General features: G+C 44.9%; 17 protein-coding genes. 4 read left to right on the top strand and 13 right to left on the bottom strand.

Translation table 11 applies throughout. The features are described from left to right. Positions 1–45 precede the first annotated feature (45 nt). A complete protein-coding gene (thiP, locus tag AC3CKG_RS14530; RefSeq protein WP_488528514.1) occupies positions 46–1,659 on the top strand; it encodes a thiamine/thiamine pyrophosphate ABC transporter permease ThiP in 1,614 nt (537 codons plus the stop codon). Further along, complete coding sequence (gene thiQ / locus AC3CKG_RS14525) at positions 1,659–2,363, top strand: thiamine ABC transporter ATP-binding protein (RefSeq protein ID WP_099165088.1); 705 nt, start codon at positions 1,659–1,661, stop codon at positions 2,361–2,363. Before thiP ends, thiQ begins: the two co-directional genes overlap by 1 nt. Positions 2,364–2,472: 109 nt before the next feature. Here the strand turns inward: thiQ and yjgA are convergent, their stop codons facing one another. Beyond that, a complete protein-coding gene (yjgA, locus tag AC3CKG_RS14520) occupies positions 2,473–2,997 on the bottom strand; it encodes a ribosome biogenesis factor YjgA (protein WP_488528513.1) in 525 nt (174 codons plus the stop codon). 118 nt (positions 2,998–3,115) lie between these two features. On the opposite strand from yjgA, the gene pmbA reads away from it, so the two are divergent. Then, positions 3,116–4,459: a metalloprotease PmbA gene (gene pmbA / locus AC3CKG_RS14515; protein ID WP_099165089.1), complete on the top strand. Its 1,344-nt coding sequence runs from the start codon at positions 3,116–3,118 to the stop codon at positions 4,457–4,459. Positions 4,460–4,555: 96 nt separating this feature from the next. Here pmbA and mgtE read toward each other — a convergent pair whose 3' ends face one another. The 12 genes from mgtE to AC3CKG_RS14455 all read right to left on the bottom strand — a co-directional run bounded on the left by mgtE (position 4,556) and on the right by AC3CKG_RS14455 (position 13,824). Continuing rightward, complete coding sequence (mgtE, locus tag AC3CKG_RS14510) at positions 4,556–5,911, bottom strand: magnesium transporter (RefSeq protein ID WP_065104182.1); 1,356 nt, start codon at positions 5,909–5,911, stop codon at positions 4,556–4,558. Between the two features lie 149 nt (positions 5,912–6,060). Then, positions 6,061–6,336, bottom strand: a complete 276-nt coding sequence (locus tag AC3CKG_RS14505) for an HPr family phosphocarrier protein (protein ID WP_017110571.1) — start codon at positions 6,334–6,336, stop codon at positions 6,061–6,063. A gap of 2 nt (positions 6,337–6,338) precedes the next feature. Next, positions 6,339–7,208, bottom strand: a complete 870-nt coding sequence (gene rapZ, locus AC3CKG_RS14500; RefSeq protein WP_017110570.1) for an RNase adapter RapZ — start codon at positions 7,206–7,208, stop codon at positions 6,339–6,341. Position 7,209: 1 nt separating this feature from the next. After that, on the bottom strand, positions 7,210–7,671 hold the full coding sequence (gene ptsN, locus AC3CKG_RS14495) for a PTS IIA-like nitrogen regulatory protein PtsN (RefSeq protein ID WP_017107765.1): 462 nt from the start codon (positions 7,669–7,671) through the stop codon (positions 7,210–7,212). A gap of 1 nt (position 7,672) precedes the next feature. Next, a complete protein-coding gene (hpf, locus tag AC3CKG_RS14490) occupies positions 7,673–7,960 on the bottom strand; it encodes a ribosome hibernation promoting factor (RefSeq protein ID WP_017107766.1) in 288 nt (95 codons plus the stop codon). A gap of 57 nt (positions 7,961–8,017) precedes the next feature. Further along, complete coding sequence (locus AC3CKG_RS14485; protein WP_017110568.1) at positions 8,018–9,478, bottom strand: RNA polymerase factor sigma-54; 1,461 nt, start codon at positions 9,476–9,478, stop codon at positions 8,018–8,020. Between the two features lie 54 nt (positions 9,479–9,532). Then, entirely contained in the window at positions 9,533–10,258 is a 726-nt protein-coding gene (gene lptB, locus AC3CKG_RS14480; RefSeq protein ID WP_017107768.1) for an LPS export ABC transporter ATP-binding protein, read from the bottom strand. Between the two features lie 2 nt (positions 10,259–10,260). Next, positions 10,261–10,755 (bottom strand): lipopolysaccharide transport periplasmic protein LptA, encoded by a 495-nt coding sequence (lptA, locus tag AC3CKG_RS14475; RefSeq protein WP_099165091.1) that lies wholly within the window; start codon positions 10,753–10,755, stop codon positions 10,261–10,263. Beyond that, the gene (gene lptC / locus AC3CKG_RS14470; RefSeq protein WP_065104181.1) at positions 10,736–11,299 is read right to left on the bottom strand and encodes an LPS export ABC transporter periplasmic protein LptC; all 564 of its coding nucleotides are present in this window, start codon (positions 11,297–11,299) and stop codon (positions 10,736–10,738) included. Before lptC ends, lptA begins: the two co-directional genes overlap by 20 nt. Then, the gene (gene kdsC / locus AC3CKG_RS14465) at positions 11,296–11,853 is read right to left on the bottom strand and encodes a 3-deoxy-manno-octulosonate-8-phosphatase KdsC (RefSeq protein ID WP_017107771.1); all 558 of its coding nucleotides are present in this window, start codon (positions 11,851–11,853) and stop codon (positions 11,296–11,298) included. Before kdsC ends, lptC begins: the two co-directional genes overlap by 4 nt. Beyond that, positions 11,853–12,824 (bottom strand): arabinose-5-phosphate isomerase KdsD, encoded by a 972-nt coding sequence (kdsD, locus tag AC3CKG_RS14460; protein WP_017107772.1) that lies wholly within the window; start codon positions 12,822–12,824, stop codon positions 11,853–11,855. The genes kdsC and kdsD overlap by 1 nt, the downstream gene beginning before the upstream one ends. 34 nt (positions 12,825–12,858) lie before the next feature. Next, a complete protein-coding gene (locus tag AC3CKG_RS14455; RefSeq protein WP_017107773.1) occupies positions 12,859–13,824 on the bottom strand; it encodes a calcium/sodium antiporter in 966 nt (321 codons plus the stop codon). 262 nt (positions 13,825–14,086) lie between these two features. Here AC3CKG_RS14455 and mlaF point away from each other — a divergent pair, with 262 nt between their 5' ends. Beyond that, positions 14,087–14,881, top strand: coding sequence for a phospholipid ABC transporter ATP-binding protein MlaF (gene mlaF / locus AC3CKG_RS14450; protein WP_065104179.1), 795 nt, complete (start codon positions 14,087–14,089; stop codon positions 14,879–14,881).

Here is a 14,881-nt window from a genome sequence, read left to right as displayed (position 1 = left end):
ATTCGTGATGTTTGGAATGAGCCATTTACGGTAAATAATTTATTTATGATAAAGAAAACACCTAAGGTCGGGATCTGGGTTGCGATACTCATTACCGCCTTCGTGGTTTCAGCAGTTGGGGCATTGCTTAGCAATGCCCCTTCTCTTGATATCAGCCAAGTATGGTCAGATCCTTACTATTGGCATGTAACGAAATTCAGTTTTTATCAAGCGATACTCTCAACTGTGCTGAGTGTTGGCTTTGCTATACCCGTTGCTCACGCTCTGTGTCGCAGGCAATTTTTTGGACGAGCTTTGTTGTTAAGACTGTTCGCGTCGACTTTGGTTCTGCCTGTGTTAGTCGGTGTCTTTGGCTTGCTCGCGATTTATGGGAATAGTGGTTGGTTAGCTAAATTTTTGGCTAACTTCGACATTGAATTACCATTCTCGATTTATGGCTTGAATGGCATTTTGCTGGCGCATGTCTTCTTTAATCTGCCTTATGCTAGCCGTTTACTTTTACAAGCTTTGGATACCGTGCCTGCCGAGCAACACAAGCTGTGTGCGCATTTGGGGATGAGCCATTGGAATAAATTCAAATGGGTTGAATGGCCGCGTTTAAGGCAGCAATTACCACATGTTTGTGGTTTAGTTTTCATGTTGTGCTTTACCAGCTTTGCGACAGTGATGGCTCTTGGTGGCGGCCCGAAATCGACCACTATTGAACTAGCCATCTATCAAGCGATTAAATTCGACTTTGACTTACAGGCTGGTGCGTTACTCGCAATATGGCAAATGCTACTGTGTGGTGTGTTAGCGGTGAGTATTCAGCGCCTGTCTAAGCCTATCTCCGTGACAGCCAGCCAGCTGTCGGAAGAGAAATATTTGGTTAAGGACAGCTGGTGGTCAAAGGCTTGGGATAGCTTTTGGATCATCGTAGTCTCAATGCTGGTATTGCCGCCATTAGCCATGGTTATCTTTAGTGGTATTAATTCACAAGCATTGACGGTACTCAGCAGTGAACCGTTTTGGGCGGCGTTAATGACCTCAGTTCGTGTCGCTTCTTTGGCCAGTGTTATCGCCGTTTTTATTGGTATTGCGATACTGCTTACCAGTCGTGCGTGGCGTTTGCAGAATAAGAATTTTCGAGCCGATAAAATCGAACTGATTGGCACTATTATCTTAGTGACGCCGGGTCTAGTCATCAGTACTGGTCTTTTCTTATTGCTGCGTTCATTTACCGATGTGTTCAGCTTGGCTTTCTTTATTGTGATTGCAGTAAACAGTTTGATGGCGCTGCCTTACGTGATTAAAACCTTGGCTCAACCTATGTTGCACCTGTCTCAGCAGTATCAATATGTGTGCGCGAGCTTAGGGATGACCGGCTTTACCCGATTCAGACTCGTGGAATGGCGGGCATTACGTAAACCTATGGCGCACGCATTCTCGATTAGCTTCATGCTTGCAATGGGAGACTTAAGTGCGATTGCCTTGTTTGGCAGTCATGATTTTAGAACACTACCTTTGTATCTGTTCCAATTGCTAGGCAGCTATCAGATGGAAGCCGCCGCCGTTGTTTCGGTCAGTCTGCTGTTATTGAGTGTCAGCAGTTTTAGTCTGATTGAATTTTTATTTACACGAAACTCAAAGCTAGATGCTAAAGGGTTAAGGAACCGATGATGTTAGTGATGAAAGATGTGGACTACCACTATCACCGAGAGTTGTTTAGTTTTGATTTTCAAGCAGAGCAGGGCGACATTGTTGCACTGATGGGGCCTAGTGGGGCGGGTAAATCAACACTGCTGGCACTGGTTGCTGGTTTTATTGAGCCGACATCGGGTGAGATCTCGGTAGCAGGGCAATCTTTGATAGGTAAAGAGGCGCACCAACGCCCATTAGCTATGTTGTTCCAAGAGCATAACTTGTTTGCCCATCTCACCGTGCGTGAAAATATTGGTTTGGGGCTGCACCCAGGGTTAAAGCTTACGGCAACCCAAAAGCTTGAAGTTGAGCAAGCAGCCGCACAAGTTGGGGTCGCGGAGTATTTGGATAGATTGCCGGAGCATTTATCGGGCGGTCAACGTCAGCGTGTAGCGCTAGCTCGATGCTTCGTACAGCCACATGACATTTGGCTGCTTGATGAGCCCTTTTCGGCGCTTGATCCTTTGCTTCGTGAAGAGATGCTGAGCTTAGTGAAGCGATTAGCAGCAGAGCGAAACATTACTGTTTTGATGGTGACACACCACTTAGGTGATGCGCGCAGTATCGCGAACAAGTTTGTGTTTGTGGCCCTGGGTAAGGTTTTAGTCGAAGACTCGATAGATGCACTAACTGTCGATCACCCACAAGGCGAATTGAGTTCCTTTGTTCGAGCCGGAGAATAACGACTGACTCCTGATATTGAATACTTCTTAATATTGAGAGCGTCGAATACAAAAAGACCTAGCATGTGCTAGGTCTTTTACTATCTTTCTGAGTAAAGGGAGACGAAGATTAATCGCCTAGCTTTAGCTCTTTTAAGATTTGGAAGATTTCACGAGAAGACTTAGCAGGTTTATTTGCCGCTTTCTCTTTGTTAGCTTGACGAGCTAGCTGACGAAGACGCTGACGGTCTGTTTCAGGGTACATATCCATCACGTCTGAAATGGCAGCATCGCCTTCAGCAACAACGCGGTCACGCAGTTGCTCTAGTTTGTGCAGTTCAACTGTTGCTTGAGAGTGTTTGTTGCGAATCTTATCTAAAGCCGCTTGAATCGGCTCTGGATCTACATTACGCATTACTTTACCAATGTATTGAAGCTGACGGCGCTTTGCTTCATTTTTAAAGCGCTGTGCATCTTTAATCGCTAAAGCCAGATCTTCAGACAAAGGAAACTTATCAAGAATAGAAGGCTTTAGTTCAACAAGCTCTTCTCCCAGCTTTTGCAGGGCGTCCATGTCCGTTTTCATTTCAGTCTTACTTACCCAGATGATTTCTTCTTCTGGTTCCCATGGGGCTTTTTGGTTTTTGCGAGCCATCTTTTCTGCCTATGTCACTATCTCAAACGAATATATTGCCTATTTTAGCAAGAATCTTGGGGAGAAAGCGAAATTCTTGTTATCCTACGTAATATTGACCTAAAAAATTAGAATAGATATGGATGTAAAACAGCAAGTCGCCCAGCAAAGAGTTGAGCTAGAAGCCGCAGTAGCTAAAGCGTTGGATATGGCATCAGTGAGTGCAGACGCAGCTGAGGTCGCTATTACTAAGTCAACGGGTTTAAGTGTTTCAACACGTATGTGTGAAGTGGAAAACGTTGAATTTAATAGTGATGGTGCTCTAGGCATTACTGTTTATCGCGGCCAGAAGAAAGGCAGCGCATCTACATCTGATCTGAGCGAGAAGGCGATTGCTCAAACCGTCGCAGCCGCGCTTGATATTGCTCAATACACTTCTGAAGACCCGTTTGCAGGTCCAGCACCTAAAGAATATATGGTGAAAGAAATTCCTGATTTGGATCTTTTTCACCCTGACGAGCCGAACCCTGACTATGCCGCTGAGATTGCGATTGCTGCCGAAAGACAAGCGCTCGCGTACAGCGACAAGATCAAACAAAGTGATGGCGCAAGCTACGACAGCCATTATGGCGTTAAGGTTTATGGTAATAGTCACGGTCTACTAGCCAGCTTCGCATCAAGCCGTCATAGCACAAGCTGTTGTGTGATTGGTGAAGGTGCTAATGGCGAAATGGAACGTGATTACAGCTACACCGTTGCACGTCACCGTGATGAGCTTTGGACGCCTGAGCGTGTTGGTCAAGAAGCCGCAGAAAAGACTGTAAGCCGTTTGGATGCGAAGAAGCTTCCAACAGGTCAATACCCAATTATGTTCGCTAACGACGTCGCTACAGGCCTAATTGGCCACCTTGTGATGGCAATTAGCGGTGGCAACCTTTACCGCAAGTCTTCGTTCTTACTGGATCACCTAGGTCAGAAAATCCTGCCAGATTGGTTCAATATTTCTGAGCGTCCACATATCTTGCGTGGTTTGGCTTCAAGTCCGTTCGACAGCGAAGGTGTTTACACTCAAGATCGTGAAATTATCACGGATGGTGTGTTAGCAACTTACCTTCTTACTAGCTATGCAGCACGTAAGATGGAAATGACACCGACAGGCCATGCGGGTGGTATTCATAACTGGTTCGTTAAATCTACCGGTCAAAACTTTGAGCAAATGCTAAAAGAATTAGGCACAGGTTTCCTTGTGACTGAAGTGATGGGTCAAGGTGTGAATACCGTAACCGGTGATTACTCTCGTGGCGCAGCAGGTTTCTGGGTTGAGAATGGAGAGATCCAATACCCGGTATCGGAAGTGACGATCGCGGGCAATCTAAAAGACATGTTCACTCAGATTGTAGCGGTAGGTAACGACGTTGAAACACGTTCGCAAATTCAAACCGGTTCTATCTTGCTTGAGTCGATGAAAGTCGCGGGCGAATAATTCAATTAACACTAATTGACGAATTAAAAAAGGGAGCCATTGGCTCCCTTTTGGTTTTCTATATTTCGCCAAAAATTGGCTAGCTGTTTTTGCTAACTAGATCAGTATGGTCGCTAAGCCTAAGAACACCGATAGGCCAATCACATCGGTTACCGTAGTGAGAGCCATACCGCCAGCAAGCGCGGGGTCGATATTCATCTTCTTCAGCATCACTGGAATGGTTACACCTGCAATACCCGCGACAATCAAGTTCGTCATCATCGCTGCTGAGATAATGCCTCCCAAGATCCAATTGCCTTTCCAAGCTACGACTATACCGCCAATGATAACGGCCCATAGAATGCCGTTAAGGAAGCCGATAGAGGCTTCTTTGAGTAGTAGTTCGCGTTTGTTACTGTCACCGATATGACCAAGTGCTAAACCACGAATGACTAGAGCGACGGTTTGGTTACCTGCAACACCACCCATGGACGGTACGATGGTCATCAAAACAGCGATGGCTGCCATCTCATTCAGTGTCGCCTCAAACATGTTAGACACAGACGCTGCGGCGAGTGCTGCCAAAACATTTGCGCCTAACCAGACACTACGACGACGTGCGGATTTTACGACCGGAGCGAAGGTATCTTCGTCATCGTCCATACCCGCCATACTCATCATTGAGTGTTCGGCATCTTCACGAATGACATCAACCACATCATCGATCGTGATACGACCGACAAGGTGTTGATTTACATCGACAACAGGAGCTGACACCCAGTTACGACGTTCGAACAGGCTAGCGATATCAGAGGCGCTGGTTTCAACCGCGATAGCTTCGTCTGCATCTTCCATCACTTCGGAAACCGCAACATCGGGTTGCGTCGTAATCAGTGTGCTGAGCGATAGGTTACCTATCAGGCGTTCGTCGTCGTCAATAACATACAATGCATCGGTAGCGTCTGGTAATTCACCACGCATACGTAAATAACGCAGGACGACCTCAACATCGACATCACCACGGATCGTGATTACGTCGGTGTTCATTAACGCACCCGCTGAATCTTCTGGGTACGATAGTGCTGTTTCAACTAAGGCACGATCAACGGAGTCCATTTGAGAAAGGACTTCGCGAGAAACATCGTCGGGTAGGCTTCGAAGTACGTACGCGACGTCATCGGTTTCCATACCTTCGGTTGCTTCTGCCAAGGTTTCTGGTGCCATTTTCGACACAAGAGCATCTTTGACGTCTTCGTTTAGCTCATCAAGAATTTCACCGTAGTCTTCAGGATCGGTGAGTTGCCAGAGTACATCACGACTTTTGCGAGGGGAGGCTTCTAAAAGGTGTGCAATATCTTCAGGCTCCATGTCCTGAAGTAGTCGGCGTACGTGAACAAATCGGCCGTTTTCTAGGGCTTCGCTGACTTCTTGGAGGGTTTGGTGAGCTTGGTCGAATTCTAATTGCTCTGCCATATTTTCCTCCTATCTCATTATTCTAACAATGCTTGGAATAGTAACTTAATTCTGGGGCTTATTTAAATCATAAACTTAGCTAGAACTAAGATTTAATCGTGTCCGGAAGTTGCTCCGGACTATTGGGTATTTGGCGTCGTGATCTTGAGCTACTCGCCCTCATCAAACTTGTCTTCAATTAAATGGCAGACAGCATCCAAGGCTTGTTGCGAATCAGTCCCTGCGGCTTGAATGGTGATATGTTGGCCTTGCGCTGATTCCAGCATGAGCAGCCCCATAACACTGTCAGCTGTCGCGACTTTGTCTTCTTCACTGTGAATAGTGATAGTGGCATCAAAGCTTTGTGCGAGCTCAACTAACTTTACCGCCGCTCTAGCATGAAGACCCAAACGGTTTTGGATCAGTACAGTTCGAGTTAATTCCATGGTTAAACCTGCTGTTGTTTCTCTAGGGAGGCGTGTCTAATTTGGACTTGGTGTCCAAGTTGGTCGAAGTATTCACCAATTTTCTGCGTTAAATACACCGAGCGATGTTTGCCTCCGGTGCAGCCAATTGCGACTGTTAGATAGCTGCGATTGTTCTTCTCTAACATCGGTAACCACTGCTCAACAAAGCCTTGGATCTGTTGTTTGAGTTCAAGCACTTCAGAGTGTTTTTCTAGAAAAGAATGGATAGGCGCATCAAGCCCAGTCAATGGTCGAAGAGCCGGCTCCCAGTGAGGGTTTGGCAAGAAACGAACATCAAACACATAGTCTGCATCACTAGGCAGACCATATTTAAAACCGAAAGATTGAAAGACAATGATTAACTCTTGCTTCTCTTTTCCTTCAACTTTAAATCGAACCTTTTCACTTAACTCGTAAAGATTGCAGTCACTGCTATCAATGACGATGCAAGCTTGCTCTGCGAGAGGTGTAAGAAGGGTTTTCTCTAAGTCGATAGCTTGTTCAAGTGATAACTTGTCTTGGCCAATCGAAAGAGGGTGGATTCGGCGCGTTTCGCTGTAGCGTTTCAGTAGCGTCTGCTTGCTTGCATCTAGGAACAACACATTGACGTCGATGTCGGTTGCAGATTCTAGCTGTTCTAGCGTATCTGTGACCAATTTCGGTTCTTTCGGCAGATTACGGATATCAATGCTGACGGCAACGTTCTGATTGATTTCGCGCACTGATTCGACAAAGTCGCTGAGTAGATTTACTGGTAGGTTATCAACACAGTAATATCCCAAGTCTTCAAGGACTCGTAGCGCAACACTTTTACCGGCCCCAGATTGGCCACTAACAACGATTAATCGCATGCTATTGCTCGCAAGTTGGCACTTGAATCATGATGTCGTAAAGCTCTTGATCACTCTGAGCATTACGCAACTGTTTAAGGGTCTGCTTATCGTTAAGTCGTTCTGCCATACAAGAAAGGGTTTTTAGATGTTCTTTACATTGTTCACTAGGAACAAGCAGAGCAAATAATAGGTCGACAGGACGGTTATCAATCGCATCAAATTCGATGGGTTCTTGGCATTGCAGTAATACAGCAATCGCTTTATCACTGACATTCATACGAGCATGCGGAATCGCGATGCCATTGCCGATGCCAGTACTGCCCATCTTTTCACGGCTCAACATGCACTCAAACAGTTCTGTTGAATCTTGACCGCAGCTTTCAGCGGCGATTTGACTGATGAGCTCAAGGGCTCTTTTTTTGCTTGTGCATTGGACTGCACTTTTGGTGCAGTCCAATGAAAGTACTTCGCTTAATTGCATGTTAGTGACTACTTAGCTTTTCTTTGTGTTTGTTGAGTTGGCGAACGAGTTTATCAACCAATGAATCAATCGCAGCATACATACTTTCATCTGTTGCTGCTGCATGAATTTCGCCTTGATTTATATGAAGGGTCGCTTCTGCAATCTGATTGATTTTCTCAACTTTTAAAACAACTTGAATACTATTGATATGGTCAAAAAAGCGTTCAAGTTTGTCGAATTTGGTGTGAACATAGTCTTGCATTGAATCGGTAAGATCAACGTGATGGCCTTGAATATTGATTTGCATAGACTTTCCTTTTCAGTTTGTTGCCTGATATATCACTTAAATAGCTAACTAAATAAGCTACAGCAGACGTTTACGCTGACTCGATGGGGCAATGCCCAGAGACTCACGGTATTTCGCTATCGTACGTCTAGCTACCTGAATTCCTTGGTCAGCCAGTAAAGCAGCAATCTTACTATCACTGAGAGGTTTTGCGGTATTTTCAGCCGCGACAAGCTTCTTAATGAGCGCGCGAATTGCTGTTGATGAACATTCACCGCCATTGTCAGTACTGACATGGCTAGAGAAAAAGTATTTGAGTTCAAATATGCCACGAGGGGTGTGCATGAATTTCTGAGTCGTTACACGAGAAATGGTCGACTCGTGCATGTCGACGGCTAAAGCCACATCATTCAGTACCATCGGCTTCATGGCTTCTGCGCCATGTTCGAAGAAACCGCGTTGATGTTCAACAATACATCGTGCAACTTTGAGTAGCGTCTCATTTCGGCTTTCTAGGCTTTTAATTAACCATTTCGCTTCTTGCAAATTTGAGCGGATGTATTGGTTATCGGCGCTATTACCTTTGCTACCTAAGTCAGCGTATTGCTGATTTACTTTTAGTTTAGGCACGCTGTCGGGGTTAATGGTCACTAACCATTTACCCAGATCTTTGAATACCGATACGTCGGGAACGACATATTCAGTTTCGTCTGGGGTTATCTTACTGCCAGGACGAGGGTCCAGTTGTTGAATGAGCTGCAAAACTTCACGTAGTTCGGCTTCTTTCAACTTAGTCTCTTTGATGACCAGTTTGTAATCACGATTACCGAGTTGATCGATATGGCTAGTAAGTACTAACTTAGCCTCGTTGAGCCAAGGTGTGTCTTGAGGGAAGGTTGCCAGTTGCAGTAGCAAACAATCTTGTAGGTTCACTGAACAAACACCGAGTGGGTCAAATTGCTGAACTCGTTTGCGGACGGCTTCAATCTCATCAAGCTCTACTTCTTCGCTATCGAAGTTTTCAAGGATGTCTTCACAAGATACAGTGAGGTAGCCATAGTCATCAATGGCATCAATCAGCGCGAAAGCAATGCTTCTGTCAGTTTCAGAAAATGGTGTTAGGTCGAGTTGCCAAAGTAGGTAGTCGTGCAGGCTTTGAGTTGTTTCACCTTGATAGACGGGCATATCGTCGTCAATGGCAATACCCGTATTTCCGGTATTTGCGCTATAAACGTCTTCCCAAGTGGTATCGATTTCTAGTTCGTTGCCAATCTCTGATTTTTCGATTAATTCGGAGCTATCAGGTAAGTCCGGTTCTGCGGTTTCAACTGTTTCTTTCTCGTCACTGCTAGGTTTCTCTTCTGATGTAGGCGTTTCTTCATTGCCTTCTTCGACATCGAGTAGTGGGTTGGATTCTAGTGCTTCTTGAATCTCTTGCTGCAAATCTAATGTAGACAATTGCAACAAACGGATCGCTTGCTGCAATTGAGGAGTCATTGCTAACTGTTGGCCTAGCTTAAGTTGTAATGAGGGTTTCATTCAGTGGTACTTACCTAGTTATTATTCTAAGAACTCTCGATACTCTCTATATAATCATAGACGGAATTGTTCGCCTAGATAAACTTGTTTAACTTGTTCGTTATTGAGAACATCTTCAGGAGTACCCTCTGCAATCAGGTGTCCTTGGCTCACAATGTAAGCTTTTTCACACACGTCCAATGTTTCACGAACGTTGTGGTCGGTAATCAAAACGCCTAAGCCGCGATCACGTAGGTGAACAATGATTTTCTTGATATCAATAACCGAGATTGGGTCAACACCAGCAAACGGTTCATCCAATAAAATAAACTGAGGATTGGCTGCCAGTGCGCGGGCAATCTCAACACGACGGCGCTCACCACCCGACAGAGCCATACCATTACTGGTTCGGATATGTTGGATATGGAACTCTTCAAGCAGGTCTTCTAGCTTATCCTGACGCTGTTCGTGAGTCAGCTCATCACGCGTTTGTAAAACGGCCATGATGTTATTCTCAACTGACAACTTACGGAAAATCGACGCTTCTTGAGGCAGATAACCAATACCAAGGCGTGAACGACTGTGCATTGGCAAGATACTGATATCGAGGTCATCAATGCTGATAGTGCCTTCATCACGCGCAACTAAGCCAACAATCATATAGAAAGACGTGGTTTTACCTGCGCCGTTGGGGCCAAGTAATCCTACGATCTGGCCTGACTCTACCTGTAAGCTTACGTCGGTTACGACTTTACGCTTGCTGTATGTTTTCGCTAGGTTCTTTGCTGTAAGGACTGCCATGATTACTTGTTCACTTCAGTAGGTTGTAAAACCGTTGATACACGTTTGTTTTCACCACTGTCAGCGACTAATTTTTGAGAGCCGATCTGGTAAGTGATTTTAGAGCCACGAATGATGCTGCCATCTTGCGATAGCATTGCATTCTTAGTCATGATCAATCTGTCAGCAACAAGCTGATAATGTAAGTCGTCAGCTTCGCCATAAAGTGTCTTTCCGTCGTCAGTAAGCTGAGAGAAGGTTGCAGGCTTACCGAAGCCTTGAATTTCTTCAATTTCACCGTTGACCGCATTTCGAGTAACAATCACTTTATCAGCATTGATATTGATGCTGCCCTGCTTAAGAACAACATCGCCGATGAATGTGACTTTGTTGCTTTTCATATCCAGCTGCTGACTGTCTGAATCAATGTAGACAGGCTGCTCGCTATCCGAAGATAGGGCGTATACGCTTGGCGCAGCAAAGGCAAAAGCAAGTAAACTAAGGTGTAAGAGTTTCATATCTACCTTGAACAGAATTAAAGAGGGTTGCATTGTTGGTACCGAAGTTACCCTTCATTGCTTGTCCCTCAGTTTCAAAAAATGTACCGATCATATGGACCGGAGTATCTGAATAAAAATCTCGGCTAGTGAGCTCAACAACCATTTTATCGGTTGTCATGGTATCGAAGCTCGCCTCTGGCAATAGGTTCTTGGCTACAACGTTATCATAAAAAGTGACGACTTGATTTTCATCCATGATCGCGCGATCAGCGGTCACTTGCCATTCAATAGTATGCCCTTCACGGAAAACTGAGAGAACCGGGTTTTGAAAATGTGTATCACCAACAACGGAGTAGTGTTCCAAGTAGGTTGATTCAACCTGATAGCTACGAATACCGCTTTCGTCATAACTGATGTTATCTAGGCTTTTGCCGCTAAAAGCCGGCAGCTCTAAATTTGGAGCTACTTGTATCGTTGATTGTTGCTCTTTGTCGAACAAGTAATAGGTCGACCAAGAAGCAATAAATATGAGTATTAAATAGATAATACGAGTAAAACTCATATGCTTAAACCTTTATGCATGTCGAGTTCATTTCTTGCTTGTAGGATAAGGTCGCAGACTTCGCGCACCGCACCATGACCACCTTTAATGGTTGTCACGTAATTCGCTCGTCTAGCAAGCAGTGGGTGACCATCTGCCACACATACCTTCAAGCCAACTTTTTCCATCACTGGCCAATCGATCAGATCGTCACCGATGTAACCCGTATTGATTGGGTCTACAGAAAGCTTATCGCAAATATCTTGGTAGGCTTTAACTTTATCATCTTGACCTTGGTAGATAAGTTTAATACCAAGAGCTGTCATACGGTTCTCAACAATTTGAGATTTACGACCGGTGATGATCGCGATTTCAATGCCTGCGTTCATCAGTGATTTAATGCCGTAACCATCACGAGTGTGGAAGGTTTTCAGCTCTTCGCCGTTGTTGCCCATGTAGATGCGACCATCTGAGAATACACCATCGACATCGCAAATCAGTAGCTTGATATCTTTTGCCAATTCAAATACGGCTGCGTCTGCTGTGCCGTATAAGGTTTCTACTGTGTTTGTCATTACATTACTCCTGCTTTGAGTAAGTCATGCATATTTAGGGCGCCAACTAGCTTACCTTCATGGCATAACATCAAACCATTAATGCTTTTTGCTTGCATCAGATTTAAGCCTTCAACCGCGAGCATGTTTGGTTCTGCAACGGTTGGGTTCTGTGTCATTACATCGCCGATCTGCGTGCTATGAATATCAACGCGCTTGTCTAGGATACGACGTAAATCACCGTCGGTAAAAATACCCGCCATTTGACCGTCATCGCCAACAACCGCGGTCATACCTAAACCTTTCTGCGATATTTCTAGTAGAGCGTCTCTGACTAGGGCATCAGGTGCAACGACAGGGAGTGCGTCACCAGTGTGCATGATATCTTCAAGCTTCAATAATAGTTGTCGACCTAAAGCACCGCCAGGGTGAGACAAAGCAAAATCTTGCGCAGTAAAGCCTCTGGCTTGTAAAAGTGCGACGGCTAATGCATCACCCATCACCAAGGTTGCCGTGGTGCTGGTTGTTGGTGCAAGTCCTAGCGGGCACGCTTCTTCTGGCACGGATATTTGTAAATGAATATCAGATAACGTCGCCATGTTTGAAGCTGGCTTACCAGTCATGCTGATGATTTTGATGTTCAAACGCTTCAATACTGGGAATAAGCTCAGGATCTCACCTGATTCACCCGAGTTGGATATCGCTATCACAACATCACCAGCTCCGATCATGCCTAGATCACCGTGCGCGGCTTCCCCAGGGTGTACGAAGAAAGCGGATGTACCTGTACTTGCCAATGTTGCTGCTATTTTGTTGCCGATGTGACCAGATTTCCCCATTCCCATCACAACCACTTTTCCTTTGTTGTTCAGGATAAGGTCGCAAGCTTTGCAAAAATCATCATTAAAATATTGGTCCAATTGAGTAAGACCTGCAACTTCGGTTTCCAAAACTTGCTTTGCAACACTGCGATAATCGAATGACTGAGACATCAAATACTCCAAGTACGGGAAGTTAAATCAATAATTAAGCTGACATGTTCATTAGTAGGTAACTTTGATACGCCACAAACGTCACAATCAATACGCCACCTTCAATACGATTCACACTGCGAGATTTACCGAGTGCCATTACAACAAGCAGTAGGGATACGCCTAGCATTACCCAGAAATCACGACCCATCGCAAATTCACTCAATATTGATGGATTTAAGATGCCCGGAATACCCATAACCGCAAGAATGTTGAATACGTTTGAACCGATGATATTACCCACGGCCATGTCATCTTCACCCTTCATTACACCTGCAAGAGAGGCTGCAAGTTCAGGTAGGCTGGTGCCAACGGCAATGATAGTTAAACCGATCACAAGGTCGCTCATACCAAAGAACTTCGCGATAACAACCGCGTTATCAACCAGCATATTGGCAGCGAGAGGCAGAACAATTAGACCAACCACCACCCACATTGCGGCTTTAGGGTTGCTTACACCTTCAGGAACTTCAGATTCTTGCTCTTCAAGAAAGGCATCACCATTCTTCTTCTCACTGCGGCTGATTTGTAGCATTGCGAATAAGAATGCGGCAAAAAGAACAAACAACAACACGCCTTCGTAGAACCCTAAATGGTTGTCCCACAGCAAAGCGCCTGCAAGTAGAGTGACACCAATCATCAATGGTAGTTCACGGCGAATCACACCAGAGCTGATAGATAGTGGCTTGATAAGCGCTGTAATACCTAAAATCAGAGCGATATTAGCGATGTTAGAACCTAAAACGTTACCAACTGCGGTATCTGTTTTTCCGTCGAGAGCAGCTGTTGCTGAAACCATCATTTCTGGCGCAGAAGATCCCATTGCAAGAATCGTCATACCGATAACTAAAGGTGAAATACCGAAGTTGCGGGCAAGAGCAGCGGCTCCATAAACCAGTTTATCTGCACTCCACACCAAAAAACCTAGACCGATAATGAGAAACGCAATCGCTTCAAGCATGATGATTCCTAAAAATTAATAAAAAACGGAGAATTAACCGCTAATTTTGACTTGTTGATAGATAAAAGGGAAGTCACTCTACAAATTAATTCAGGGTTAGTGATAAAGAAATGCACTCGAAAGGTGAATTTTTCAATGCTTTCAAATCCCTGCCTGTCTTTTTGTTTTATGTAATTAATCGAACAGTGCTTTTAATTCTAAAGTAGACTCATTATTATTACAGCCATAATTGATGTTTTTTAGAGCAAGGAAACAACAGGTCATGTTGAATACTGAGCTTGTGAAGGTTAAAAACCTCAGCTTCTCTCGAGGCGAGCGAGTTATCTTTGATGACATTAGCTTAGAGGTACCTCAAGGCAAAATTACTGCAATCATGGGACCGTCTGGGATTGGTAAAACCACCTTACTTCGCTTGATTGGCGGTCAACTGCCTCCAGATGCTGGGGAAGTGTGGTTTGATGGCGATAATATTCCTGCGTTGTCACGCCGTAAGTTATACCAAGCCCGTAAAAAAATGAGCATGCTTTTTCAATCGGGTGCACTTTTTACGGATCTCAATGTCTTTGATAACGTAGCATTTCCCCTTCGTGAACATACTGAGCTTAATGAGAAGTTCATTCGTACTGTTGTTTTGCTTAAACTTGAGGCGGTAGGCTTGCGTGGTGCGGCTCAATTGATGCCGAGTGAGTTATCCGGCGGCATGGCAAGACGAGCGGCGTTGGCTCGTGCGATTGCTTTGGATCCGGAACTGATTATGTACGATGAGCCTTTTGTCGGCCAAGACCCAATCACCATGGGTGTTTTAGTTGAGCTTATCCGCAATTTGAATCAAGCCTTGGGTTTAACCTCGATTGTCGTTTCTCACGATGTTCCAGAAGTGATGAGTATTGCTGATTGGGTTTATCTAATGGCTGATAGTAAAATTATTGCTGCTGGGTCTCCCGAGGAACTGTACAACAATGACGATCCAAGAGTGCAACAATTTTTGCAAGGTGATGCGGATGGCCCTGTGCCATTTCGGTTCCCGGCAAAGAGTCTAGAAAAGGATTTGTTTTAA

This window comes from Vibrio sp. QJM3NY_15 (assembly GCF_057785995.1).
Note: the sequence above shows the minus strand (reverse complement) of the source record. Positions and strands in the feature narration are given on the sequence as shown.